The organism is Microbacterium forte (assembly GCF_031885415.1).
Taxonomy (GTDB): domain Bacteria; phylum Actinomycetota; class Actinomycetes; order Actinomycetales; family Microbacteriaceae; genus Microbacterium; species Microbacterium forte.
In genome coordinates this window covers 914,764-938,256 of the sequence record NZ_CP116871.1, presented here as the reverse complement: position 1 = coordinate 938,256, position 23,493 = coordinate 914,764, and the positions used below count along the sequence as shown (strand labels likewise).

The 23,493-nt window shown below is 67.0% G+C and carries 25 protein-coding genes; 18 read left to right on the top strand and 7 right to left on the bottom strand.

Annotation, left to right across the window (positions count from 1 at the left end; all coding sequences use genetic code 11):
- Window positions 1-5 precede the first annotated feature (5 nt).
- The gene (locus OB895_RS04730; RefSeq protein ID WP_269466657.1) at window positions 6-905 is read right to left on the bottom strand and encodes an iron-sulfur binding domain-containing protein; all 900 of its coding nucleotides are present in this window, start codon (window positions 903-905) and stop codon (window positions 6-8) included.
- 102 nt (window positions 906-1,007) lie between these two features.
- Here OB895_RS04730 and truB point away from each other — a divergent pair, with 102 nt between their 5' ends.
- The 6 genes from truB (at window position 1,008) to OB895_RS04700 (ending at window position 7,323) form a co-directional block, all read left to right on the top strand.
- Window positions 1,008-1,901: a tRNA pseudouridine(55) synthase TruB gene (gene truB / locus OB895_RS04725; protein ID WP_079112658.1), complete on the top strand. Its 894-nt coding sequence runs from the start codon at window positions 1,008-1,010 to the stop codon at window positions 1,899-1,901.
- On the top strand, window positions 1,898-2,266 hold the full coding sequence (locus OB895_RS04720; RefSeq protein ID WP_056376593.1) for a hypothetical protein: 369 nt from the start codon (window positions 1,898-1,900) through the stop codon (window positions 2,264-2,266). Before truB ends, OB895_RS04720 begins: the two co-directional genes overlap by 4 nt.
- Before the next feature lie 54 nt (window positions 2,267-2,320).
- On the top strand, window positions 2,321-2,767 hold the full coding sequence (locus OB895_RS04715) for a hypothetical protein (protein WP_228385689.1): 447 nt from the start codon (window positions 2,321-2,323) through the stop codon (window positions 2,765-2,767).
- Window positions 2,764-3,717, top strand: coding sequence for a bifunctional riboflavin kinase/FAD synthetase (locus OB895_RS04710; RefSeq protein ID WP_042541816.1), 954 nt, complete (start codon window positions 2,764-2,766; stop codon window positions 3,715-3,717). Before OB895_RS04715 ends, OB895_RS04710 begins: the two co-directional genes overlap by 4 nt.
- A gap of 209 nt (window positions 3,718-3,926) precedes the next feature.
- Entirely contained in the window at window positions 3,927-6,071 is a 2,145-nt protein-coding gene (locus OB895_RS04705) for a DEAD/DEAH box helicase (RefSeq protein ID WP_042541815.1), read from the top strand.
- 223 nt (window positions 6,072-6,294) lie between these two features.
- Window positions 6,295-7,323, top strand: coding sequence for an ATP-dependent 6-phosphofructokinase (locus OB895_RS04700; RefSeq protein ID WP_042541814.1), 1,029 nt, complete (start codon window positions 6,295-6,297; stop codon window positions 7,321-7,323).
- Between the two features lie 154 nt (window positions 7,324-7,477).
- On the opposite strand, the gene OB895_RS04695 is transcribed toward OB895_RS04700, so the two are convergent.
- Together OB895_RS04695 and OB895_RS04690 are read right to left on the bottom strand one after the other, a co-directional pair.
- A complete protein-coding gene (locus tag OB895_RS04695; protein ID WP_228385701.1) occupies window positions 7,478-7,753 on the bottom strand; it encodes an endonuclease domain-containing protein in 276 nt (91 codons plus the stop codon).
- A 426-nt stretch (window positions 7,754-8,179) separates the two neighbouring features.
- Window positions 8,180-10,279, bottom strand: coding sequence for a S9 family peptidase (locus OB895_RS04690; protein WP_079112661.1), 2,100 nt, complete (start codon window positions 10,277-10,279; stop codon window positions 8,180-8,182).
- Window positions 10,280-10,438: 159 nt separating this feature from the next.
- Here OB895_RS04690 and OB895_RS04685 point away from each other — a divergent pair, with 159 nt between their 5' ends.
- Window positions 10,439-11,803, top strand: coding sequence for an inorganic phosphate transporter (locus OB895_RS04685; RefSeq protein ID WP_311879314.1), 1,365 nt, complete (start codon window positions 10,439-10,441; stop codon window positions 11,801-11,803).
- A complete protein-coding gene (locus OB895_RS04680) occupies window positions 11,800-12,135 on the top strand; it encodes a peptidase (RefSeq protein WP_042541812.1) in 336 nt (111 codons plus the stop codon). Before OB895_RS04685 ends, OB895_RS04680 begins: the two co-directional genes overlap by 4 nt.
- A gap of 25 nt (window positions 12,136-12,160) precedes the next feature.
- Here the strand turns inward: OB895_RS04680 and OB895_RS04675 are convergent, their stop codons facing one another.
- Window positions 12,161-12,727 (bottom strand): TetR/AcrR family transcriptional regulator, encoded by a 567-nt coding sequence (locus OB895_RS04675; protein ID WP_311879312.1) that lies wholly within the window; start codon window positions 12,725-12,727, stop codon window positions 12,161-12,163.
- Window positions 12,728-12,806: 79 nt separating this feature from the next.
- Between OB895_RS04675 and OB895_RS04670 the strand changes: the two genes are divergently transcribed.
- Both OB895_RS04670 and OB895_RS04665 read left to right on the top strand, forming a co-directional pair.
- Window positions 12,807-13,721, top strand: coding sequence for a phosphodiesterase (locus OB895_RS04670; RefSeq protein ID WP_311879311.1), 915 nt, complete (start codon window positions 12,807-12,809; stop codon window positions 13,719-13,721).
- A gap of 93 nt (window positions 13,722-13,814) precedes the next feature.
- A complete protein-coding gene (locus OB895_RS04665) occupies window positions 13,815-15,275 on the top strand; it encodes an aspartate ammonia-lyase (protein ID WP_042541809.1) in 1,461 nt (486 codons plus the stop codon).
- Between the two features lie 58 nt (window positions 15,276-15,333).
- Here the strand turns inward: OB895_RS04665 and OB895_RS04660 are convergent, their stop codons facing one another.
- Window positions 15,334-16,203 carry a fumarylacetoacetate hydrolase family protein gene (locus tag OB895_RS04660; RefSeq protein WP_079112664.1) on the bottom strand — a complete coding sequence of 290 codons (870 nt, stop codon included), beginning with the start codon at window positions 16,201-16,203 and terminating at the stop codon, window positions 15,334-15,336.
- 88 nt (window positions 16,204-16,291) lie between these two features.
- On the opposite strand from OB895_RS04660, the gene OB895_RS04655 reads away from it, so the two are divergent.
- The 5 genes from OB895_RS04655 (at window position 16,292) to OB895_RS04640 (ending at window position 19,270) form a co-directional block, all read left to right on the top strand.
- Window positions 16,292-17,653, top strand: coding sequence for a PrsW family intramembrane metalloprotease (locus OB895_RS04655; protein ID WP_311879307.1), 1,362 nt, complete (start codon window positions 16,292-16,294; stop codon window positions 17,651-17,653).
- A 13-nt stretch (window positions 17,654-17,666) separates the two neighbouring features.
- On the top strand, window positions 17,667-17,849 hold the full coding sequence (locus OB895_RS18235) for an alpha/beta fold hydrolase (RefSeq protein WP_042541807.1): 183 nt from the start codon (window positions 17,667-17,669) through the stop codon (window positions 17,847-17,849).
- Window positions 17,809-17,943: a hypothetical protein gene (locus OB895_RS04650; protein ID WP_257788275.1), complete on the top strand. Its 135-nt coding sequence runs from the start codon at window positions 17,809-17,811 to the stop codon at window positions 17,941-17,943. The genes OB895_RS18235 and OB895_RS04650 overlap by 41 nt, the downstream gene beginning before the upstream one ends.
- A 222-nt stretch (window positions 17,944-18,165) precedes the next feature.
- Entirely contained in the window at window positions 18,166-18,534 is a 369-nt protein-coding gene (locus tag OB895_RS04645) for an FKBP-type peptidyl-prolyl cis-trans isomerase (RefSeq protein WP_042541806.1), read from the top strand.
- 181 nt (window positions 18,535-18,715) lie between these two features.
- Window positions 18,716-19,270: a YceI family protein gene (locus OB895_RS04640; RefSeq protein WP_042541805.1), complete on the top strand. Its 555-nt coding sequence runs from the start codon at window positions 18,716-18,718 to the stop codon at window positions 19,268-19,270.
- Window positions 19,271-19,298: 28 nt separating this feature from the next.
- Here the strand turns inward: OB895_RS04640 and OB895_RS04635 are convergent, their stop codons facing one another.
- The gene (locus OB895_RS04635; RefSeq protein ID WP_311879298.1) at window positions 19,299-20,591 is read right to left on the bottom strand and encodes an MFS transporter; all 1,293 of its coding nucleotides are present in this window, start codon (window positions 20,589-20,591) and stop codon (window positions 19,299-19,301) included.
- Between the two features lie 185 nt (window positions 20,592-20,776).
- On the opposite strand from OB895_RS04635, the gene rpsO reads away from it, so the two are divergent.
- From rpsO to OB895_RS04620, 3 genes are all read left to right on the top strand, one after another.
- Window positions 20,777-21,046: a 30S ribosomal protein S15 gene (gene rpsO / locus OB895_RS04630; protein ID WP_017203073.1), complete on the top strand. Its 270-nt coding sequence runs from the start codon at window positions 20,777-20,779 to the stop codon at window positions 21,044-21,046.
- Window positions 21,047-21,200: 154 nt separating this feature from the next.
- Window positions 21,201-22,058, top strand: a complete 858-nt coding sequence (locus OB895_RS04625; RefSeq protein WP_042541803.1) for a hypothetical protein — start codon at window positions 21,201-21,203, stop codon at window positions 22,056-22,058.
- Window positions 22,051-22,380, top strand: a complete 330-nt coding sequence (locus OB895_RS04620) for a transcriptional regulator (RefSeq protein ID WP_042541802.1) — start codon at window positions 22,051-22,053, stop codon at window positions 22,378-22,380. Before OB895_RS04625 ends, OB895_RS04620 begins: the two co-directional genes overlap by 8 nt.
- A 7-nt stretch (window positions 22,381-22,387) precedes the next feature.
- Here the strand turns inward: OB895_RS04620 and OB895_RS04615 are convergent, their stop codons facing one another.
- Entirely contained in the window at window positions 22,388-23,392 is a 1,005-nt protein-coding gene (locus tag OB895_RS04615) for an isopenicillin N synthase family dioxygenase (protein ID WP_311879295.1), read from the bottom strand.
- Between the last annotated feature and the right edge of the window lie 101 nt (window positions 23,393-23,493).

The window sequence follows — 23,493 nt, the reverse complement described above, 5'->3', positions numbered from 1 at the left end:
CGGAGTCAGCGGGGGAGCGACAGCATCTCGCCATCGGCCTCGGCGAGGCCGTCGGCGATGAGGGAGTCGATCGCACGGTCGCGCTGAAGAGGATCCGGCCACTCGGCGAGCACGGAGTCGATCAGGACCGCGTCAGGTGCAGCGGCTCGCAGGATCCGCAGCACGGCGCCTCTCGCCTGACGGTCAGAGCCCTCGAAGGTCGCTTGGCGCCTCCGGGTGTCACCGGTGTCCGGCCGCCCTGCAGCCACCCACGCGCACACGCCGACCAAGGGACAGATCTCGCAGCGCGGCGACCGCGCCGTGCAGACGGTGGCGCCCAGCTCCATCGCCGCGGCGTTGAACACGGCGGATTCGACGACATCCGCGGGGAGCAGCGAATCCATGAGCTCGAGATCACGGCGCGAGGGCGGGCCCGGCTGCGCCTGGCCGAGGATCGCGCGTGCCATCACGCGACGAGTGTTGGTGTCGACGACGGGGTGTCGGTCGCCGTATGCGAAGACGGCCACAGCTCTGGCCGTGTAGTCGCCGATTCCCGAGAGCTTCAGCAGCGCATCCACGTCATTGGGCACGACGCCTCCGTGTCGCTCCGTGATCTCGACGGCAGCGCGGTGCAGCCACAGGGCGCGGCGGGGATAGCCGAGATTGGCCCACTGCTGGAGCACATCGGAGGTCGAGGCGGCAGCCATCGCCGCGGGGGTGGGCCACCTGTCGAGCCACGCCTCGAGGTGCGGTATCACCCGGTTGACCGGTGTCTGCTGCAGCATGAACTCGCTGACCAGCGTTCCCCAGGCGCCGAAGTCCTCACGGAATCGAGGGCGCCTCCACGGCAGATCTCGTGCTGCGCCCCGATACCAGTCCGCAAGAGGCAGAGACACCGCGGAGGCGGGAAGCGATGTCGAGGGCACCTCGACAGCCTAGGCGAACCGGGATGGGAGCCGAGGGCCGGTCGTGGCGCGAGCGAGGCGGGACGTGCGGTGGAGCGTTCAGACGCATCGTAGGCTTGAGAGATGGTCTCGCCCGGCATCCTTCTCGTCGACAAACCAGCTGGACTGACCAGCCACGACGTCGTCGCACGCACCAGGCGTGCGCTCGGCACCCGCAAGGTCGGGCATGCGGGAACCCTCGACCCCATGGCCACCGGTCTGCTCGTGATCGGGGTCGAAGGCGCGACGCGACTGCTCACGTACATCGTGGGAGCCGACAAGACCTACGAGGCCACGATCCGACTCGGGCAGACGACCGGCACGGACGACGCCGACGGTGAGATCCTGACGCGGGCCTCTGCCGAGTCATGGGAGTCGGTGACCCCCGAGCGAGTGTCCGCCGGGATCAGGGAGCTCACCGGTGCGATCTCCCAGGTGCCGAGCTCGGTGTCGGCGATCAAGGTCGATGGACGCCGCGCATACGACCGCGTGCGCGCGGGGGAGGAGGTCGTGCTGGCCGCCCGCGACGTCACGGTCTCGCGCTTCGATCTCATCGCCGAGCGCTCCGGCGACGGATTCCTGGATCTCGATGTCGTCGTCGACTGCTCCTCCGGCACCTACATCCGCTCGCTCGCTCGAGACCTGGGCACAGCGCTCGGAGTCGGCGGGCACCTGACGGCGCTGCGGCGCTCACGCGTGGGGGACTTCGACGTCGCGGATGCCGTGGCGGTCGACGATGTGGTGGAGACGGCGCTGCTCACCCCGGCCGCCGCGGCCGCCAGGGTCCTCGACTCGCTGTCGGTGTCGGCCGAGGAAGCGAGAGATCTTCGTCACGGCAAGAGGCTCATGGGACAGGCCGATCGACTGACCGGCTCTCTGGCGGCCGCGATCGACGAGGAGGGCGTCCTCGTCGGCGTCGTCGAGAGACGCGGTGCTGACCTCAAGAGCGCCATGAACATGCCGGAGGCACCCAGATGATCCTCTGGTTGACCATCGCTCAGGTGGCGGTCGCGACCGCGGCGGGGCTGTTCTGCGTCGCCCTCGGTCTGGCCGGCCGGCGTCCGAGCGACTACACCGTCGGCGCGCTCGCCCTGGTCGAGCTGCTCCTCGTCGTCCAGGTCGTGGCCGCAATCGCGGCACCCCTGACCGGAAACCCTCCGACGGGCGACCTGCTCGAGTACTGGGTCTATCTCGTCTCCGCTGTGCTGCTGCCCATCGGCGCGGTGCTGTGGGCGCTGATGGAGAGGAGTCGCTGGAGCACAGTGATCCTCGGTGTGGCCGCTCTCGCCGTGGCGATCATGGTGTGGCGCATGCACGTCATCTGGACCGTTCAGGTGGCCTGAGCCGGTCGGGAGCGCATCCGCCTCTTCCCGCCCGGATCTAGAATGGAGGACGCTATGAGCACCACCGTTCCCACCTCCCGCATGACCGGCATCGGCCGTGTCCTCGTGATCGTCTATGCCGTGATGGCGCTGGCGGCCACCGGCCGAAGCTTCGTGCAGATCTTCCGACAGTTCGACGAGGCGCCTCTCGCCTACTCCCTCTCAGCCCTCGCGGCTGTCGTGTACATCCTCGCCACGCTGGCGCTCGTTCTCGCGAGCCGACGCGGCTGGTACGCGGTGGCGTGGGTGGCGATCGTCTTCGAGCTCGCCGGAGTCCTCGTGGTCGGCGCTCTGAGCATCTTCTTCCCCGAGCTGTTCCCGCACGACACGGTCTGGTCGATGTTCGGGCGAGGGTACCTGTTCATCCCGCTGGTGCTGCCGATCTTCGGCATCTGGTGGCTGCGCACCCACAGCCCGACGCGAGAGACTCGATCTGTTCTCCACGCCGAGGCCAGCGCATGATCGTCTTCCGTGACCCGAGCGAAGTGCCGGACGGCTTCGGCCCCTCCGCCGTGGCCATCGGAAAGTTCGACGGCGTGCACGCCGGTCACCGCGCGGTGATCCGGCGTCTGAAGGAGATCGCGGCGCAGTCGGGAGTCCGCGCCGTCGCCGTCACCTTCGACCGCAACCCACTCGCGGTGCTTCGACCGGATCGCTGCCCCGAGAACGTGGTCACGGTCGAGCGCAAGCTGGAGTTGCTGGGAGAACTCGGGCTCGACGCCACACTGCTTCTGACGTTCGACGAAGAACTCGCGGCGCGCAGCGCCGAAGACTTCGTGGCCAGCATCCTGACCGGTGCACTGCATGTGTCCACCGTCCTCGTCGGCAGGGACTTCCGGTTCGGTCGGGGCGGGGCAGGAGACCCCGAGCTCCTCAGAGAACTCGGGCCGAGGTACGGATTCACGGTCGAGGTCGTCGACGACGTGTTCCTCGACGGATCCGACCGTCGGGTCTCGTCCACGTGGATCCGTGAACTGCTGATGGCCGGCGATGTCACCGCGGCCGCCCGCGTGCTCGACCGCAACGTCGACGTGCGCGGCGAGGTGGTGCACGGACTCAAACGCGGACGCGAACTCGGTTTTCCCACCGCGAATCTCTCGGCGTCGGTCGATTCGTTCGTCCCCGCCGACGGGGTGTACGCCGGATGGCTCGTCGATCACGAGACGGGGTTCAGGCATCGGGCAGCCATCTCGGTGGGCACCAACCCCACTTTCGACGACGTTCTCGAGCGGCAGGTCGAGGCGCACGTGATCGGCGAGACCGATCTCGATCTGTACGGTCACGACGTGACCGTCGAGTTCGTCGAGCGTCTGCGCGGCATGGTCGCGTTCGAGGGGATCGAGAAGCTGAAGGCGCAGATGGCCGCCGACGTGACGGATGCCGAGAGCGTGCTGTCGCGCAGCTCCAGCTGAACTCCGGTCGAACTCTGCGTGTCCTGATCTGCGTCGCTCAGGTCGCATGGCATAGAATGGGCCTCGGTGGTCCTTGATCCTCGCGCGTCATTCGCTCGTAGACGATCACCGGAAATACTGTTCGTACGGTCCTGGCTCACGCCACACGCGGACACCGAGAACGGCCGACGCATCCCACGGATGCTCCGGCCTTCACGCTCAGGAGGAGCATGCCGACCACGGCAACCGCCGCAACACGGCGCAAGAAGACGTCTCGTCGCGACGATGAGGCACCCCTCATCCCGATCCTCGCCCGCAAGGTGCGTGAGATCGAGGCGAAGTCGCAGCGGGGAAAGCTCGGACCCACGAACCGGGTCAAGTTCCAGGTCATCGCGTTCCTGGTGCGTGAAGAGCGCGCACGAGTCAAGGCCGATCCTGAGATCGCGGATGCCGCCCGCGCCGAGCTGCTCAAGCGGCTTGACGGCGTGGCGACGATCCTTGCGAAGACCGCAGCGCGCGACACTTCGCTGATCCAGCTTCTCGAGGCCGATCAGGCGACCTCGCCTGTTGCGAAGCGCATGCGACGCGACTGGCTGCTCGAGTCGGGAGCGGAACTCGCTCCCGAAGAGCTCATCATCGCCGACGTCGCTCCCGTGCAGACGCCGATGGTGTCCGCGGGGATCCCCGAGCGCCAGGTCACACCGCCCTCCGTCGAGGCGCGCCAGCTGGCGAACCCGTTCCTCGCCCCCGATCTCACCCCGCGCGCCGCCACGACTCCGCGTCGACGCCTGGACGGCTGGGAGCTCATGGGCCCCCTGTACAAGGCGTTCGAGACCGGAGCCGGGGGAGGAGCCGCGAGCATGGACCTGCCGCCGGCCCCCGAGTACGACCACCTCTCTCCCAAGGGCCTCGAGGTCATGGTGCATCAGTCGCGCTTCCTCGAAGCGGTGCGCGAAGGACACAGGAGCTTCCTGCTCGCTGACGAACCGGGCCTCGGCAAGACCGCGCAGTCGGTGCTGGCCGCATCCGTCGCCGGTGCCTACCCGCTGCTCGTCGTCGTGCCCAACGTCGTCAAAATGAACTGGGCGCGAGAGGTCGAGCGGTGGACCCCGCAGCGCAGGGCGACCGTGATCCAGGGCGACGGCACCGACATCGACGCGTTCGCCGACGTGTTCATCGTGAACTACGAGATCCTCGACCGTCACATGTCGTGGCTCGCCTCGATCGGTCTTCGCGGCATGGTCGTCGACGAGGCGCACTTCATCAAGAACCTCAGCTCGCAGCGTTCGCAGAACGTGCTGTCGCTGGCGAACCGCGTGCGCGAGCGCACTCCGGGTGGCAAGCCCCTGATGCTCGCGCTCACAGGCACACCGCTCATCAACGACGTCGAGGACTTCGACGCGATCTGGCGCTTCCTCGGCTGGACCACAGGCGAGAAGCCGGGCCCGGAGCTGATGGAGAAGCTCGACGCGACCGGCTTCACCCCCGCCGACAAGGCGTTCTACCCGGAGGCCCGCGAAGCGGTGATCTCGATGGGGATCGTCCGGCGCAAGAAGAAGGACGTCGCAGCCGATCTGCCCGACAAGCTCATCGCGGACCTCCCGGTGCAGCTGGATGACGAGTTCGGCCGCGGCATCCGTCAGGCCGAGCGCGAGCTGGGCGAGCGGCTCGCCGCCCGCTACCGGCGGATCATCGAGGCGCGAGGGGATCGCGGACTCGCACCGGGCGAGATCGACCAGGATATCGTGCGCCTGGTCGCTCAGAACGAGCTCGAGGAGTCGAAGGCCGCAGGCACCGGTGGGGACAACGTCTTCACCATGGTGCGCCGCATCGGACAGGCGAAGGCGCATCTGGCGGCCGACTATGCGGCCCAGCTCCAGCGCTCCGTGGGCAAGGTCGTGTTCTTCGCGAAGCACATCGACGTGATGGATCAGGCCGAGGCGCACTTCGCCTCCGCCGGCATCCGGTCGGTCTCGATCCGCGGCGACCAGACCTCGACCGTCCGTCAGCAGGCGATCGACGACTTCAACAGCGACCCCGCCGTGGGTATCGCGGTGTGCTCGTTGACCGCTGCCGGTGTCGGTCTGAACCTGCAGGCGGCGTCGAACGTGGTCTTGGCGGAGCTGTCGTGGACCGCGGCCGAGCAGACGCAGGCGATCGACCGGGTGCACCGCATCGGTCAGGACGAGCCGGTGACCGCCTGGCGGATCATCGCGGCGCACACCATCGACGCGAAGATCGCAGAGCTCATCGATCAGAAGCAGGGTCTCGCGGCCCGTGCGCTCGACGGCGAGGCACTCGACGAGGCTGCCGCCGAGCCCGTGCAGCTGGGCGCTCTCATGCATCTGCTCCGGGAGGCGCTCGGAGCCGTGTGACACACGCTTGATTCCACGGAGATCGGCGTTAAGAACTTCGGTTCTTGACGCCGATTTCTGGTGTTCGGTGACATGTTCGCTCATTTCTCGCTGATCGTCTCGAATCGTCGGCAAGATCCCCGGTTTTCATCGTCTCGAATGGCGCCCGGTCGGCTCGGAGCGCTAGTGTCGATCGCAGGCATCGTCGCCTGTTCCCCCTTCCCCTGAACCGTCTGAGGCAAGCATGAAGATCGGCATTCTGACGAGCGGTGGCGACTGCCCCGGACTCAACGCGGTCATCCGCGGCATCGTGCTCAAGGGCACCACCACCTACGACCTCGAGTTCGTCGGCATCCGTGACGGCTGGCGCGGCGTGGTCGACGGCGACTTCTTCCCCCTCACCCGACACGAGGTGAAGGGTCTGTCGAAGGTCGGCGGCACGATTCTGGGCACCAGTCGCACGAACCCCTACGAGGGTGAGCGCGGTGGCGCCGAGAACATCGCCAAGACGCTGTACGGGCACAAGATCGACGGCATCATCGCGATCGGCGGCGAGGGCACTCTCGCAGCAGCCGACCGCCTCGCCAAGGACGGCATCAACGTCATCGGTGTGCCGAAGACGATCGACAACGACCTTCGCGCCACGGACTACTCATTCGGTTTCGACACGGCCGTCAACATCGCCACGGACGCGATGGACCGCCTGCGCACCACGGGAGACTCGCACCAGCGCTGCATGGTCGCGGAGGTCATGGGTCGTCACGTCGGCTGGATCGCTCTGCACGCGGGCATGGCGGCGGGCGCGCACGCCATCTGCATCCCCGAGGTGCCGATGTCCATCGATGACATCACCGCTCTCGTCTCCAGCGCGCATGACCGTGGTCGTGCACCGCTCGTGGTCGTCTCCGAGGGGTTCAAGCTGCTCGGCATGGACGAGGCTTACAGCGACAAGGGCCTCGATGCCTTCAACCGCCCTCGTCTCGGCGGCATCGGCGATCAGCTCGCTCCCGCGATCGAGCGCATCACGGGCATCGAGACCCGAGCGACGATCCTCGGACACATCCAGCGAGGCGGATCACCGTCTGCGTTCGACCGTGTGCTCGCGACCCGCCTCGGACTCCACGCGGCCGACGCGATCGTCGAGAAGGCATGGGGCCAGATGGTCGCGATGCAGGGCACCGACATCGTCCGCGTCCCGTTCGCAGAGGCACTGGGCGAGCTGAACACGGTTCCCCGCAGCCGCTACGACGAGGCTGCAGCGCTCTTCGGCTGAGACCGGAGCAGGCGGTGCCTTCGGCATCCGCCTGTTCCCCGTCACTCCGCACGGGTGTGGAGGTGAGAACAGGGCTACCGACGCGAATCAGGAGGATTCCGACTGAACTCTCCTGATCTCAGGCGGTCGTCCTGAACCCAGTTGGTGACGCCGTTCATCCCCGACGATGCAACTGCTGGGCGATCGCCGCACGCACCATGTTCAGGACCAGTTGTGGTTGGAACAGCACCTGGTGATAGTCGAATCGGAGCACGGTGTAACCGCGCAAGCGCAATCGAGCGTCTGCCTCGATGTCGCGCCGTCGATCCTGGGCGCTGCTGTGATGGGCGAATCCGTCCAACTGGACCGCGAGGCGATCACCGATCAGGGCATCCAGCGGGTGCCCGTCGACCCACACCTGCTGGACGGCGACCACCCCGATCGAGCGCATCAGGATGACGAAGTGGGTCTCGAGCCCGGAATCGGACAGGACGTCAGCGACCGCAGCGATGCGTGATGCCCGCGCACTGCGCCGATCGATGCGATCCAAGATCGGCGGAGCCGCAGCATCCGCCCGGAGTCGACAGCCGAGGCGACCGCATGTCTGCTGAATCCAGCCGCGTAGATCTCCCCGGTGTGTGCGGCTCCGTCGCGCTCGCGAAGCCAGTCCTGCAGTCGCATGCAGTCACTCTGCAGCGGTACGCCCTCTGGTGGGACCCGGCAGCTCTGATGTGAATCGAATCGGATCAATCGCCGAATGTGCAGGAGTGAGTGCGGCTGTCGGAAGCAGGAGAACAGCGCGAGATCAGGCTGATGCTGTGCGGTGCGCCCTGATCTCAGCCGGTCGCCCTGAACTCAGATCACCGAGTGTCGAGCGTCACTCCGAGGCGAGGCCCACCGTGTCGAGGATCCAGGCGAGCTCGAAGGCGCGCTCCTTCCACGAGTTGTAGCGACCACTGACACCGCCGTGACCGGCGACCATCTCGCATTTGAGCAGAGCGTCGGATGCTCCGGCGACGCGCAGGGCGGCGATCCACTTCGCGGGCTCGACGTAGAGGACTCGGGTGTCGTTGAGCGAGGTCACCGCCAGGATCCGCGGATAGTCCACTCCGTCCCGCACGTTCTCGTACGGCGAGTACGACTTCATGTACTCGTAGACGTCGGCACCGTGCAGCGGGTCGCCCCACTCGTCCCACTCGATCACCGTCAGGGGGAGCGAGGGGTCGAGGATCGTCGTGAGCGCGTCGACGAACGGCACAGCCGCCAGGACTCCGGCGAAGAGCTCGGGGGCGAGGTTCGTCACGGCTCCCATGAGGAGCCCGCCGGCGCTTCCGCCCTCGGCGACGAGGCGCTCAGGAGACGTCACTCCCTGCTCGATGAGGTGCTCGGCGCACGCGACGAAGTCGGTGAAGGTGTTGCGCTTGTTCAGCAGCTTGCCGTCCTCGTACCATTGCCGACCCATCTCACCGCCGCCGCGGACGTGCGCGACGGCGAAGACGATTCCTCGGTCGAGCTCTGAGAGCCGCGCGACCGAGAAGCCGGGATCGATCGAGTGCTCGTACGATCCGTAGCCGTAGAGGTGCACAGGTCGCACTTCCGAGCCCGGCTCGCCGAACGAGCGCTTCCAGACGAGAGAGACGGGCACCCGGGTGCCGTCCGATGCCGTCGCCCAGTCGCGCTTCTGCCCGTAATCGAGAGGGTCGTACCCGCCGAGCACGGCGACCTGCTTGCGCAGGTGTAGTTCCCGCGTGGCGAGGTCCAGCTCGTAGACGGTCCCCGGGGTCACGAACGACGTGTAGCCGAGCCGGAGGAACGGCGAGTGCCACTCCGGGTTGCCGCTGACCCCGGCCGAATAGAGCGGCTCGTCGAAGACGATGTCGTTCACCGCGTCGGTCGCGTAGTCGAGCAGCCCGACACGCTCGAGCCCCTCGCGGCGGTACTCCACCGTCGCGAAATCGCGGAACGCATCCATCCCGAGCAACCGGCGTCCCGGTTCATGCGCGAGGACCACATGACGGTCTCCCTGCGGGTCGGATGCCGGCACCGAGACGAGCTCGAAGTCCAGCGCGTCGTCGTTGTGCAGGATGTAGAGGCGGTCCTCGCCGTCGACCACGGCGTGCTCGAGGGAGTACTCGACGCCCTCACGGCGCGGCCAGACGATCTGAGGTGCGGCGGTCAGATCGCCCTCGAGATCGACGAGATACTCCTCGCTGGTGATGCTCGATCCGACAGCGATCACGAGGTACCTGCGGCTGCGGGTGATGCCGGCTCCGAGCCAGTACTTCTCGTCGGGCTCGTGAAAGAGCTTCACGTCGTCCGCGACGGGGGTGCCGAGGCGATGCAGCCACAGCGTGTCAGGACGCCACGCGTCATCGCGGGTGGTGTAGAGGATCCCGGTTCCGTCAGGTGTGAAGAACGCGCCACCGGTGTCGGGGATCTCATCGGGGAGAGTCTCTCCGGTGATGAGGTCGCGCACATGCACTGTATAGAGCTCGTCTCCCTCGAAATCCGTGGCCCAGAGCAGCTTCGTCGCATCGTCCGAGGTGTCGAACGCGCCGAGCGAGAAGAACTCGTGCCCTTCGGCTTCGACGTTGCCGTCGAGCAGCACGGCCTCGCCGGGCACTGCAACGCCAGGTTCCAGCACCGGGGGAGTCCAGTCGTCCTCGGCAGCCGCGGTCCGGCAGTGGATGCCGTACTGCGCGCCCTCCTCGGTGCGGCTGTAGTACCACCAGTTCCCGCGACGCGTCGGCACGGAGAGGTCGGTCTCCTGCACGCGGCCCTTGATCTCGTGGAAGAGCGTGTCGCGCAGATCCGCCAGGTGTGCGAGCTCGTGCTCGGTGTGGGCGTTCTCGGCCTCGAGATGTGCGATCACCTCGGAGGAGTCCTTCTCGCGGAGCCATTCGTAGGGATCATCGAATGTGTCGCCGTGGTGCGTGCGGAGGGTCGAGCGGCGGTCTGCGATCGGGGCATCAGTCACAAGTTCCACGCTAGCCCAGGTCGAGTTGACCGGTACCCGAGAGGGTGGGAGGATCTACCGGGGCCGGTTAACGGAAGTAAAACCCACGGTGAACTCTTCGTTCGTCACGTCGATCCCGTCGACACCTCTCCTTTCTTCCTCAACGACCGAAAGCGAACGGTGGAAACCGCAGCCCTCATCGTCGTGCTGGTTATCGCGCTGGCACTCTTCTTCGACTTCACCAACGGGTTTCACGACACGGCCAACGCGATGGCGACCCCCATCGCGACGGGCGCACTCAAGCCCAAGACAGCGGTCCTTCTCGCGGCGGTGCTGAACCTCGTCGGCGCGTTCCTCTCGACCGAGGTCTCCAAGACCGTGTCGCACGGGATCATCCGCGAGGACACCATCCAGGGCGACGTGTTCCTCCCGATGATCTTCGCCGGTCTCATCGGCGCCATCACCTGGAACATGCTGACCTGGCTCCTGGGTCTGCCCTCGAGCTCGTCCCACGCGCTCTTCGGCGGTCTCATCGGAGCGACGCTGGTCGGCGTCGGGGGCGGCGGCATCGACTTCGGCATGGTGCTGTCGAAGATCATCCTCCCGGCACTCATCGCCCCGCTGACGGCCGGCATCATCGCGTTCGCGGCGACCAAGCTCGCGTACTCGATCACCCGGCGCTACGACGGCAAGCCCGACGGGCGGGACGGTTTCCGCTGGGGTCAGATCTTCACGTCATCGCTGGTGGCCCTCGCGCACGGCACGAACGACGCCCAGAAGACGATGGGCGTGATCACCCTCGCGCTCATCACGGTCGGCTGGCAGAACAGCGAGCAGGCGGACCCGTATCTCTGGGTCATCATCGCCTGTGCGGTCACGATCGCTCTCGGAACGTATCTCGGAGGGTGGCGGATCATCCGCACGCTCGGCAAGGGCCTGACCGAGGTCAAGCCCGCGCAGGGCTTCTCGGCGGAGAGCTCGACAGCCGCGACCATCCTCGCCTCCAGCGCCTTCGGCTTCGCTCTGTCGACCACGCAGGTGGCATCGGGTTCGGTCATCGGCTCGGGCCTCGGCCGTCGGGGGTCGACGGTTCGCTGGCGGACCGCCGGTCGAATCGCCATCGGCTGGCTCCTCACACTTCCGGCGGCAGGTGCCGTCGGCGCTCTCGCGGCCCTGCTGATCACATGGCTCGGACTCTGGGGCATCGCGATCGACACCGTCCTCGCACTCGCCGTGATCATCGGCCTGTTCCTGCGCTCACGCAAAGATGCAGTGACCTCGGCGAACGCGATGAGCGACGTCGCCGAGTCGGGGCTCGCGATCGAGCACCCGGACACGACGCCGCCCACGCGCAGGCAGCAGCGGATCATCGAGGCCAAGGCCGAGGCGAAGGCCCGCGCAGAGGCGCGAGAGAAGGCCAAGGCCAAGGCCAGATCGGATGCGAAGGCGAAAGCTGCGGCGAAGGCCGCGAAGAAGGCGCCGAAGACGGGCGTCGTGACGCAGACGGACAACCCGGAGAAGACGAACAGCGAGGAGTCGAAGTGAGTGTCGGCATCGACTGGGGCGCATTCGTCCAGGTGTTCCTCGCCGCTCTGATCGGCGCCTGCGCCGTGGTGACGTTCTACGCGTTCGGTCTGCGTCTGCTGGTCCGCAGCGGACACGCGCCGGTCGTGAGTCCGGCGGAGTTCACCGACGCCATCACCGTGATCTCTGAGAAGGAGCTCAAGCGGGCGGCGAAGCAGGCCGCCAAGGCGGCGAAGAAGAGTCCTCTCACCGAGGCGCAGCGACGCATCGCGCTGTACGGCGCCTACGGGTGCTTCGCGCTGTGTGCGGTGGCCGTGGTGGCCGGCATCCTGATCATCGTCGTCGGGCACTGACCGGAGTGTCCGGCGGCGTCCGGATTCAGCGCAGAAGGCCGGTGACGAGGTCGTCCACGATCTCGTCGGTCGACGTGTCGGGATCGATCGGAGACGTCAGCCGATCGAGCAGAAGCCCGTCGATCGCGTAGTGGAACAGCGCGATCTCGCGTCGGCCGCCGGGAAGCCCCGCTGCCGTGCTGAACGCGACATCCGCATCGAAGCCCGCTCGCTGCCATGCCCCCAGGAGGGCGGCCAGCTCGGGGCGACGGCTGCTTTCGAGCCTCAGCTCGAACAGCGCCAGCGTGACGTCGCGGTCGTCGGTCAGACGACGCACGATGTCTCTGACGTAGTCGGCGAAGAGCTCCCTGCTCGGCTGTTCGGATGATCGGCGGGCGAGGTCATCGTCGCTGGGGGCGAGACGTTCGCCGATCCGCTCGACGAGGCCCTCGATGAGCGCATCCCGACTGCGGAAGTAGTTCGAGGTGGTGCCCACCGGCACGCCGGCCACCGTGTCGACGGCGCGGTGCGTGAGCCCGCGAGAACCGTCCGTCGCCAGGACGCTCAGCCCCGCATCCGCGATGTTCCGTCGCCTCGTCTCGTTCTTCGCCATCCGAGCACACTATCGCGACTACTACAGCTGCCGTGGAGGTGTCATGGTCCGATGTCGCCGTGCGGCCTAGGCTGAGACCATGCCAGTGCCTTCCGACAGCGAGTTCGTCTTCGGTCGCCATGATCCCGCGAGTCACGTCATCATCCACGTGAGCGACCCGCACTTCCTGGCGAACGGCGTGCGGCTCGGCGGACGCTTCGACGTCGAGTCGAACTTCGCCCGCACTCTCGAGGCGATCAGGGCTGTGCATCCGCACCCGGCGGCGATCGTCATCACCGGAGACCTGGCGGATCTGGGGGAGCCGGACGCGTATCGCCGGCTCCGTCGTGCAGTGGAGCCCGTCGCGCAAGAGCTGGCGGCGCCGATCGTGTGGGTGGCAGGCAACCACGATGAGCGCCCGGCCCTGCGAGAGGGGCTGCTCGATCTGCCTCCGACCCAGGAGCCGGTGACGGGGGTATGGGACCTCGACGGGCTGAGACTGATCGCGCTCGACACGAGTGTGCCGGGGTGGCATCACGGTGACCTGGACGCCGGTCAGCTCTCGTGGTTGGGGGAGATCCTGAGTGAACCGGCGCCGCACGGCACTCTGCTCGCGATGCACCACCCGCCGCTGCCGAGCCACCTGCCGCTCTTCGACATCCTCGAGCTGCGGCACCAGGACGAACTGGCGGCGGTCATCCGCGATACGGACGTGCGCGGCATCCTGGCCGGTCACCTGCACTACTCCTCGCACGGCACGTTCGCGGGCGTGCCGGTCAGCGTGGCTTCGGCGACCTGCTACACCATGAATGTCGCGCGCCCTGCCGCCGACGTGAACGGCATGGATGCCGCACAGGCCTTCCAGATCGTGCATGTGCGTCCTGAGACGATCACCCACACCGTGGTGCCCGTGACGGACGCGCCGACCGGAGATCACTTCTCGCTGGAATGGCTCGAGAGGATGGCGCGACTCAGCCCCGACGAACGACTCGAGGCCTTCTCGCGCAAACGCTGACCCGCCGTCGTATCCCTGGCGGCGCATGCACGCAGGCGTAGACTGGGAGCATCCCCCGCACCACACACTCGCCACTACCCACAAGGATGTGACATGGCTTCTGCCGCGCCTGCCCCCACCCGCACCGAGACCGACTCTCTCGGGAGCATGGAGATTCCCGCCGACGCGTACTGGGGGATCCACACTGCCCGCGCCGACGCGAACTTCCCGATCACGAAGCGCCCGATCTCGGTCTATCCCGACCTCGTCGTCGCGCTGGCCATGGTCAAGCAGGCCAGCGCCAGGGCCAACCGCGAGATCGGGGTCCTCGACCCCGAGCGCGCCGATCTGATCGACCGGGCCGCTCAGCGTGTGATCGACGGCGAGTTCCACGACCAGTTCACCGTCGGGGTGATCCAGGGCGGCGCCGGCACCTCGACGAACATGAACGCCAACGAGGTCATCACCAACATCGCGCTCGAGCTCGCCGGGCGTGAGAAGGGCGACTACGCGTTCCTGTCGCCTATCGATCACACCAACCGCAGCCAGTCGACCAACGACGTCTACCCGACCGCTGTCAAGATCGGTCTGTCGCTGACGCTCCGGTCATTGCTCGAAGAGCTCGATCTGCTGCGCATCTCGTTCCTGCACAAGTCGCATGAGTTCCACGACGTGCTCAAGGTCGGACGCACCCAGCTGCAGGACGCTGTGCCGATGACTCTGGGCCAGGAGTTCCACGGCTTCGCCTCGACCCTCGGCTACGACCACACGCGCCTCACCGAGAACGCGTCACTGATGTTCGAGATCAACATGGGCGCCACGGCCATCGGCACGGGCATCACGACCCACTCCGACTACGCGCCCGCCGTGCTGAAGCACCTGCGCGAGATCACCGAGCTCGACCTGGTCACCTCCGCCGACCTCGTCGAGGCGACGAGCGACACCGGTTCGTTCATGTCCTTCTCCTCGACGCTGAAGCGCAATGCGATGAAGCTGTCGAAGATCTGCAACGACCTGCGACTGCTGTCGTCCGGTCCGCAGGCAGGCTTCGGCGAGATCAACCTGCCCGCCATGCAGGCTGGTTCCAGCATCATGCCCGGCAAGGTGAACCCGGTGATCCCGGAGGTCGTGAACCAGGTGGCGTTCGCGGTCGCGGGTGCGGACATGACGGTGACGATGGCAGCCGAGGCGGGGCAGCTTCAGCTCAACGCCTTCGAGCCCGTGATCGCTCACTCGATCTTCCAGTCGATCACCTGGATGCGCCAGGCGATGTGGACGCTGCGCGTCAACTGCGTCGACGGCATCACTGCGAACCGCGATCGTCTCGGCGCCATGGTCGGCGCCTCGGTCGGCGTCATCACCGCTCTCACGCCGTTCATCGGATACGCTGCCGCGGCTGCTCTGGCCAAGACCGCCCTCCTGACCAACCGGAATGTGGCCGACCTGGTCGTCGAGGCCGGCTTGATGTCGCGTGAAGAGGTCATCAAGCAGCTGTCGCCCGCGCGTCTGTCCGGACTCGAGGCGATCACCGCTGCGATTCCGGTGATCTCGTCCGAGGACCTCATCGAGATCTGATCTGCGAGAAGGGGCCCCGGCGCATGCGCCGGGGCCCCTTCTCATATCCGCGTCCGGCTCAGTCCAGCACGCGGCAGTGGGTGGTGAGCTCGCCGATCCCGTCGATGCCGACTGTCACGGTCGAACGATCGCGGAGGAAGATCTGCGGGTCACGGGAGTAGCCGGCTCCTCCGGGGCTGCCGGTGGAGATCAGCGTGCCGGGCAGCAGCGTGAGCGACTGCGAGAGGTGTGCGATGAGCTTCGCGACCGATCGGACCATCTGGTCGGTGCTCGCGTCCTGCACGGTCTGGCCGTCCACGACGGCCCAGATGTGCAGGTCCTGAGGGTCGGCGATCTCGTCGGCCGTGACGGCGAACGGACCGGTCGGGGTGAAGCCGTCGAAGGACTTGCACCGTGACCACTGCGCCTCAGAGAACTGCACGTTGCGTGCGGTGATGTCGTTGACGACGGTGTAGCCCCAGACGTACGACAGGGCGTCGGCCTCTGCGACGTCTTTCGCAGGCGTGCCGATCAGCACGCCGAGCTCCGCCTCGTAGTCCACGGCCTCGCTCAGTGCTCGCGGCCACGACGTCGTCTGCTGATGGCCCGTGAGCGAATTGGGCCACAGGGTGAAGACGGTTGGAGCCGCGTCGGTCTTCAGGCCGAGCTCGCTCGAGTGTGCGGCGTAGTTCAGGCCGACCGCGAGCACCGCGGGGGGAGCGATGACCGCTGACACGAATGACCAGCCCTCGAGCGGATGCCGGGTGGCGGTGCCGCTCTCGACAGCGGCGCGAAGCGCGGAGAGCATCTGCTCACCGCCCTCGATCAGCTGCTGAAGCGTCGCAGGGGGGTCGGGAAGGAGATCGGAGACGAGGATGGCATCGGCACCCTCCACCACTGCGAGATGCGCAGCAGGGGAGTCGGCACGACGCAGATGAGCGAACCGCATGCTCCTACGCTATCCGCTGCCCGGCTCGATTGCCTGGAGGAAGTCACCAGACCCGGGGGAAGTTGGTTGTTCGCCATATGCTTTGGCTATGAGTTCCGGAGGACCGTCCCAGCCATCGCCGTACACGCCGCCGCCAGCACAGCAGCAGCCCCCGGCGTATCCTCAGCAACCCCAGGCCTATCCTCAGCAACCCCAGGCCTATCCTCAGCAGCCGCAGGCCGGTCCGCCGCAGTACTCCGCTCAGCAATACGCGCAGTCGAGCTATGCGCCGACGCAGTTCTCGCAGCGTGCGGACTACGCGTCGGTGCTCGCGCAGCCGACCCCGTATTCCCCTCCGGCCCCTGCCGCCCCTTCGCCTGCCCCCGGTCTTCCTGCACTGCCCGCGGCGCGCCGAGGCGGACGAGTCGCCCTGTTCTCGCTGTTCGGCTTCCTCGGTCTGCTGTTGCTCGGCCTGATCGCCTACTTCGGGCTGTTCCTCGGCCCGCTCGCATCGATCATCGGGCTCGTGCTCGCGCTCGTGCCGCTCGCGATCGTCTTCTTCGTCGTGCGCATGATCGACCGGTGGGAGCCCGAGCCCAAGTCGCTCGTGTTCTTCGCGATCGCCTGGGGTGCCATCGCCGCCGTGGGACTCACCCTTCTCGTCGACCTGGGGCTGACCGCCGTACTGGGGCTCAGGGGTGAGGTCGCGGGCGCTGTGATCCAGGCTCCCATCGTCGAGGAGTTCTGGAAGGGCTTCGGAGTCTTCCTGATCTTCCTCATCGCGCGTCGGTCCTTCGACGGACCGGTCGACGGAGTCGTCTACGGCGCGCTGGTGGGTGCCGGCTTCGCGTTCACCGAGAACATCCAGTACTTCGCGATCAGCCTCATCGAGGGCGGGGGAGAGCAGCTGACGGTGACGTTCATCCTGCGTGCGATCATGTCGCCGTTCGCGCACGCCATGTTCACATCGCTCACCGGCCTCGCAATCGGCCTTGCCGCTCGACGTCACGCCTCCACAGGTGCAGCGCTCGGCTTCGGCCTTCTCGGGATGCTGGGCGCGATGGTGCTGCACGGCCTGTGGAACGGCTCGTCCTTCGCGAACTTCTTCCTCCTTTACTTCGTCCTCCAGGTGCCCCTGTTCGTCGGGTTCATCTTCGGCATCATCGCCTTGCGGCGAGAGGAATCGCGCTTGACGAAGGCTCGTCTGGGCGATTACGCGGCTGCAGGATGGTTCACCCCTGAAGAGGTCACGATGCTGGCGACCCCGGCGGGGCGCAAGACCGGCCTCGCCTGGGCCTCGCAGTTGCGCGGTGATCGACGTCCGCTGATGCGCGAGTTCATCAAGGACGCGACGATGCTGGCTTCCGTCCGTCAGCGGGCGATCACGGGCCGCGACCCGATGGCCCCGGCAGACGAACAGGCCCTGCTCGCACGCACGCGCGCCACGCGGGCCGCTCTGCTGGCGTACTGAAGGAGGCTCCGTCATGGCCGTCTTCATCCTCGTTCACGGAGCGGGAGACACAGGATGGTCATGGCATCGCGTCGCAGCCGCACTGAGGGATCGTGGACACGAGGTGATCGCGCCCGATCTGCCGGGTGATGACGAGTCGCTCACTCTCATCGACTATGCGGGACCTCGCTCTCGAGCGCCTGGGCGTCGTCGCTGACGAGATCCTGGCCGGCCATTGCGTCGCGCTCAGCCAGCCGGACGAGCTCGCATCGTTGCTCGTCGAGTTCGCGGCCGAGGCGCATCGCGTCTGATGTTGACGCGAGAGACGAATGCCCCGCAGCAAGACTCAGCGCCCGGTGCTGCGGCGATGCCTGCATGTCTACCCGGGCGCTGAGTTGATCTGTAAACAGGGTGCACCCGGTGCGGGCGGGTGTCAAGGGCTTGGAGGGTTCGAGTCGGCACACATCGCCGTTTCGCCCTCAGCGGAGCGATCGCGTTGACCGGCGACCCACGGCTCAGGTTTGATGGAGAGCATGACTGATCGCACAAAGCCTGAGTTCGACGCACCCACCGGGCCCGCCCCCGCGGAGCTCGTCATCCGAGACCTCATCGAGGGAGACGGCGCCGAGGCCAAGCCCGGCGACACCGTGACCGTGCACTATGCCGGTGTCGAGTTCGATTCGGGCGAGGAGTTCGACTCGTCGTGGGGTCGCGGAGAGACCATCCAGTTCCCGCTTCGCGGCCTGATCCAGGGCTGGCAGGACGGCATCCCCGGTATGAAGGAGGGCGGACGGCGTGAGCTCGTCATTCCGCCGCACCTGGCATACGGCCCCGTCGGCGGAGGCCACTTCCTCTCGGGAAAGACCCTCATCTTCATCATCGATCTCGTCGCCGTAGGCTGACCCGATCAAAGCCGGAAGGCGCCGAGACCCTCGTGGGTCCGGCGCCTTCTCCGTTGCAGGAGGTGAATCTGCGTGTTCGGGGAATACATGCATGTGCATGTAAGTTGTAACGCGTGACGCCGTGAACACGGCCCCTCATCCGTTGCCGCGTACTGCGGCTGATGTCTCCCGAGGAGAAACCATGACCAGCATCGACATTCCCGGTTACCGTCCCGGCACCTGGGTGCTCGACCCGTCGCACAGCGAGGTCACCTTCAGCGTGCGCCACATGATGATCTCGAAGGTGCGGGGCACCTTCGGCGTCAAGAGCGCGACCCTGATCGCCCCCGAGAACCCCCTCGAGGCCCGCGTCGAGGCGAGCGTCGACGTCACGTCGATCGACACGAAGGACGAGGGGCGCGACACGCACCTGCGTTCCGGCGACTTCTTCGACACCGAGAACTTCCCGACGATGGAGTTCGTGTCGACCGGTGCGCGCGCCGAGGGCGGCGAGCTCTTCGTCGACGGCGACCTCACCATCCGCGGCATCACCAAGCCCGTCAGCTTCGAGCTCGACTTCGGCGGTTTCGGCTCCGACCCGTGGGGCAACTACAAGGCCGGCGCTTCGGCCAAGACGGTCATCAACCGCGAGGACTTCGGCCTGACGTGGAACGCAGCACTCGAGACCGGCGGAGTGCTGGTCGGCAAGGACGTCACGATCAGCCTCGACCTGCAGGGCGCTCTGCAGCAGGACTGATCGCCTGATCTCGAGAACCCCGGGCCCATCAGGGCTCGGGGTTCTCTGCGTCGTACGCACGGAACCCCGGGCTGCGCCGTGCGAGCAGCGCGACCAGAGCGATCACGAGCAATCCGCCGAGCAGCGGGGGGAACCAGAGAGTTGTTAGGGTCGCGAGCGTGCCGGCGTAGAGGGCGCCGATGCGAGGGCCACCGGCGACGACGATGATGAAGAGGCCCTGCAGGCGGCCGCGCATCGCGTCTGGCACCGCCGCCTGCATCATGGTGTTGCGGTAGATCGAGCTCACGTTGTCGGATGCGCCCGAGAGGGCGAGTGCCACGCACGCCGCGACGATCAGCCCAACATTCGGAGCCTGTTCGGTCGCCCCGCCGGAGAGGGCCCCGGCCACCAGGACCGCGCCGAACAAAAGGATCGATGCGCCGTAGGCCTCGACCGCCCGCTCGATGCCGCGCCCGTGCCAGCGATACTGCACGACCCGTCCGGAGAAGAGGCTCGAAGCGAACGTGCCCGCTGCGACGGCTGCGGTGAGGATGCCGGTCGTCACCGCTCCTCCGCCGAGGAGGACCGTCCCGAGAGCCGGGAACAGCACGAGCGGCTGCCCGAAAGTCATGGCGATGATGTCGACGACGTATTGCATCCGGATGTTGCTCGCTCGGCGCAGGAATCGCCACCCGTCCACGAGCGACGCGAAGCCCGGCCTCACGGTCTCGCCCTCGGGGCGAAGCGGAGGCAGGCTCCACAGTCCGAGGAACATCGACAGCATCAGGATCACATCGAGGGTGTACGTCCATCCGTACCCGGTGAGTGCGACGAGGATTCCCGCGATGGCGGGTCCGGCCATCACCGTGAGTCCGAATGCCACTCCGTTGAGGGCGGAAGCGGCGGCGAGCTTGTCGCGGGGGATGAGCCGCGGCACGATCGCCGTGCGGGTGGCCATGCCGACCGAATTCGCCGCGGAGTTGACGATGCTCAGCACATAGAGCCACCAGATGGCCTCCGCGCCGCTCCAGGTGAGTGCCGCGAGCAGCGCGGTGGAGGCGAAGGTCACCGTGGCGGCGATCAACGCCACCCTGCGACGGTCGAAGGCGTCGGCGAGCATCCCGCCGTACAGCCCGGCGAGGACCATCGGCACGAGCCCGGCCACGGCGATCATCGAGACTGCGAAGGTGCTCCCGGTGAGCGCGAACACGTGCAGCATCACCGTGACGATCGTCAGTTGCCCGCCGATCCCTGCGAGGACCGAGCCGATCCACATCCGCGCGAACGCCGGGCTGGCCTTGAGGGGGCTGAGGTCGATCAGATGGCTGCGTGCGTCGCTCACGCCGGGTGTCCGTCATGCATGATTCGAGAGTATCCGAGGCGCCATCGCGCGAGCGCAGTCGCGGTCCTCCAGCGGCATCGAGTCCTGGTAGACTCTTCAGGTTGCCGTTTGATCGGCCGCGGATAAAGAGAGCTCACGCATCAGGCGTCGGGCACCGCGCAACAAGCAGAGAGGGGATCGAATCTATGGCACTGGAAGCAGACGTCAAGAAGGCGATCATCGAAGAGTACGCGACGCACCCCGGTGACACCGGATCCCCCGAGGTGCAGGCCGCGATGCTGACGCAGCGCATCAAGGACCTCACTGAGCACCTGAAGGAGCACAAGCACGACCACCACTCGCGTCGTGGCCTGTTCCTGCTCGTGGGTCAGCGCCGTCGTCTGCTCGGCTACCTCCAGAGCGTCGACATCGAGCGTTACCGCTCGCTGATCGCTCGCCTGGGTCTCCGCCGATAACGCAGAGCGCTCCAGCGTACAATCGCGCAGAACATTCTTGAGAAGGCCGCCCCAGGTGTGGGGCGGCCTTCGTCATGTTCCAGGGGTTGACCTCGCGCCAGCTTTCCCGTAGGAAAGTAAGAAGCTTTCCAAATGGAAAGCGCGAGGGGGCATCATGGAGCAGAAACCTGTCGACGGCTACGAGGTGCTCGCGCCTCCCAGTGCCGACATCGCTCAGAGATATCTCGATGAGGCGGCAGCGGTCGCCACGCGTCGCGAACGCAAGGTGGACCGTCGAGCACTGGCATGGCTGCAGATCGTCAATGCCGTGGCGACAGCGGCGTATCTGGCGGTGTTGGCGTTCGCCCTCCGGGCCGACAGCGTGCTCGCGTCACAGACCATCGTCTTCAGCTTCCTCCTGTGGGTTCAGCTCGCGAGTGGCATGGCGCAGCGCAGCGGCATGCAGCGCCGCCCCTCGTGGTCGAAGTGGCCGGCGCTGCTCGCGGGCGGTCTGCTCGTCGCCACGGCGCTCGTCGTCTTCGGCTTCGCCGTCTGGGCGCCGGGCTTCCCAGCCATCGGGGTGCTGATCCCACCCGCACTCGTCCTGGTGGGCTTGGGCGGCTACGGAGCCGTGCAGCTCGCTCGTGCGTCCGGCGACGTCCGTCCGCCGCGCTCGCACCCACAGCCACTTTCGCGCGTCATTCGTTGGGGGACGATCCTCGTCGGCGTCGCGCTCGGGGTGCTCATGACGCTCGCGTCGGCGCCGGACGGAGTGCTCGCGAGTGTTCTGGTCATGCTCGTCCTGCTGATGCTGTTCATCTGGATGTTCGCGTTCAGCAGCGATCTCGGGCTTCCTGCGATCGGCGCATCCTGGCGATGGCCGCACCTGGCGATCTTCGCGGTCGCGGTGTCGGCGCTCTCCGGAGCCGTGCTGCTTCCCGTTCCCCTCGACGCGGGAGCGCTGGCGGGGGCCGCCGTGATCATCCTGTTCGTCGCCGTCTCCTTCGTCCCCGGGCGGGCTCTCCGTGACTGAGTCGCCGCCGGCGCCGCATCCCCGTACCCGGCTCGACGACAACTTCGCGTCACCGATCCGCTTCTCGCTGATGGCCTCGCTCGGGGAGGGCATCGAATTGGACTTCGCGACACTCCGCGAGATCCTCCAGTGCGGAGACTCTCCGCTGAGCAAGGCCATCACGCACCTGCAGGCGGCGGGTTATGTCGTCGCCCGCAAGGGCAGTCTCGGCAGTCGTCCGCGCACCTGGGTGTATTCGACCGCGACGGGGCGAGCGGCCTTCGCCGGCCACCTCCAGGCGCTGCGCGAGATCGTCGCGCTCGGAGGCGGCCCGGCGCTGTAGTCGGTGGTCAGGCCTTCGTGGCGACCAGGTCCGGGTGGTGGATCGCAGCGACGTCGGGGTGGGCGCGCAGCCGTGACTTCATGGCGTTCTCCCCGTACGTCGCGTGGATCGGATTGCTCGGGTCCTCGGTGATGCCGGTCGCCTCTGCAGCGAGATCGGCTGGAAGGTCGAGGAGCGGCAGCTGCTGGTCGAGCGCCGGATTGAAGAAGAACGGGATCGAGATGCGCTCCTCCGGTGCCCTGGGGGAGATCACGCGGTGGTTGGTCGCCTTGAGATAGCCACCGGTCGCGTACTCCAGCAGTTCCCCGATGTTGACGACGAACGCGCCGGGAACGGGCGGAGCCGACACCCACTCGCCGTTCCGCTCCACCTGCAGTCCACCCTTGCCCGGCTCGACCCAGAGCAGCGTGAGCACGCCGGAGTCCTTGTGGGCGCCGACGCCCTGCTGGGGCTCCGGCTCATGAGTGCCCGGGTAGCGGACGATCTTGATGAGCGTCGAGGGGTCACGGAAGGGCTCGTCGAAGTACGACTCCTCCGCTCCGAGCGTCACAGCCCAGGCGCGCAGCAGCTTGTGCGCGATCTCGGTCAGAGTGTCGTGCCATTCGGTGACGACCGTCTTGAGCTCGGGCTGGGCCTCGGGCCAGAGGTTCGGGCCGGTGAGGCGGTTGAAAGCGGGTCCGCCCTCGACGGGTTCGCGCTCGGGGCCGATGTCGATCTGCTCGCGCCAGTCGATCTTGCCCTGCGTGCGTTCGCCGCCGACACGGGTGTATCCGCGAAAGTGGGGGCTGTTGACGTTCTCGATCGCGAGCTTGTCCTGTTCGGGCAGCGCGAAGAAGTCGAGCGCGGCCCGGTGCAGGCGAGCTTCGAGCTCGGGGGAGACCCCCGTGCCCGTCAGGTAGAAGAAGCCCACATCGTGTGTCGCTGCACGCAGTTCGTCCCGGAACCGTGCCGCGGCCTCGGGGCCGGCATCGAGCTGGGACAGGTCGAGGATGGGAAGCGAGAGATCAGCCATGCATCGAGCGTAAATCGGTCGCGAGGTGCGCGGTCGAGTGTTGCGTCGCATTACTCCCGCCGGTTCGAGCACGTGAATGAGGCGACCACGATCTGGTGATA

What these genes read in the sequence shown, in the direction of transcription:
- OB895_RS04655 (WP_311879307.1), top strand. Translation starts at nt 16,292, where the DNA reads ATGAGTTCCGGAGGACCGTCCCAGCCATCGCCGTACACGCCGCCGCCA.
- OB895_RS04625 (WP_042541803.1), top strand. Translation starts at nt 21,201, where the DNA reads ATGGAGCAGAAACCTGTCGACGGCTACGAGGTGCTCGCGCCTCCCAGT.
- rpsO (WP_017203073.1), top strand. Translation starts at nt 20,777, where the DNA reads ATGGCACTGGAAGCAGACGTCAAGAAGGCGATCATCGAAGAGTACGCG.
- OB895_RS04710 (WP_042541816.1), top strand. Translation starts at nt 2,764, where the DNA reads ATGATCGTCTTCCGTGACCCGAGCGAAGTGCCGGACGGCTTCGGCCCC.
- OB895_RS04675 (WP_311879312.1), bottom strand. Translation starts at nt 12,727, where the DNA reads ATGGCGAAGAACGAGACGAGGCGACGGAACATCGCGGATGCGGGGCTG.
- OB895_RS04660 (WP_079112664.1), bottom strand. Translation starts at nt 16,203, where the DNA reads ATGCGGTTCGCTCATCTGCGTCGTGCCGACTCCCCTGCTGCGCATCTC.
- OB895_RS04715 (WP_228385689.1), top strand. Translation starts at nt 2,321, where the DNA reads ATGAGCACCACCGTTCCCACCTCCCGCATGACCGGCATCGGCCGTGTC.
- OB895_RS04705 (WP_042541815.1), top strand. Translation starts at nt 3,927, where the DNA reads ATGCCGACCACGGCAACCGCCGCAACACGGCGCAAGAAGACGTCTCGT.
- OB895_RS04670 (WP_311879311.1), top strand. Translation starts at nt 12,807, where the DNA reads ATGCCAGTGCCTTCCGACAGCGAGTTCGTCTTCGGTCGCCATGATCCC.
- OB895_RS04650 (WP_257788275.1), top strand. Translation starts at nt 17,809, where the DNA reads ATGCGGGACCTCGCTCTCGAGCGCCTGGGCGTCGTCGCTGACGAGATC.
- OB895_RS18235 (WP_042541807.1), top strand. Translation starts at nt 17,667, where the DNA reads ATGGCCGTCTTCATCCTCGTTCACGGAGCGGGAGACACAGGATGGTCA.
- truB (WP_079112658.1), top strand. Translation starts at nt 1,008, where the DNA reads ATGGTCTCGCCCGGCATCCTTCTCGTCGACAAACCAGCTGGACTGACC.
- OB895_RS04665 (WP_042541809.1), top strand. Translation starts at nt 13,815, where the DNA reads ATGGCTTCTGCCGCGCCTGCCCCCACCCGCACCGAGACCGACTCTCTC.
- OB895_RS04645 (WP_042541806.1), top strand. Translation starts at nt 18,166, where the DNA reads ATGACTGATCGCACAAAGCCTGAGTTCGACGCACCCACCGGGCCCGCC.
- OB895_RS04700 (WP_042541814.1), top strand. Translation starts at nt 6,295, where the DNA reads ATGAAGATCGGCATTCTGACGAGCGGTGGCGACTGCCCCGGACTCAAC.
- OB895_RS04695 (WP_228385701.1), bottom strand. Translation starts at nt 7,753, where the DNA reads ATGCGCTCGATCGGGGTGGTCGCCGTCCAGCAGGTGTGGGTCGACGGG.
- OB895_RS04615 (WP_311879295.1), bottom strand. Translation starts at nt 23,392, where the DNA reads ATGGCTGATCTCTCGCTTCCCATCCTCGACCTGTCCCAGCTCGATGCC.
- OB895_RS04720 (WP_056376593.1), top strand. Translation starts at nt 1,898, where the DNA reads ATGATCCTCTGGTTGACCATCGCTCAGGTGGCGGTCGCGACCGCGGCG.
- OB895_RS04640 (WP_042541805.1), top strand. Translation starts at nt 18,716, where the DNA reads ATGACCAGCATCGACATTCCCGGTTACCGTCCCGGCACCTGGGTGCTC.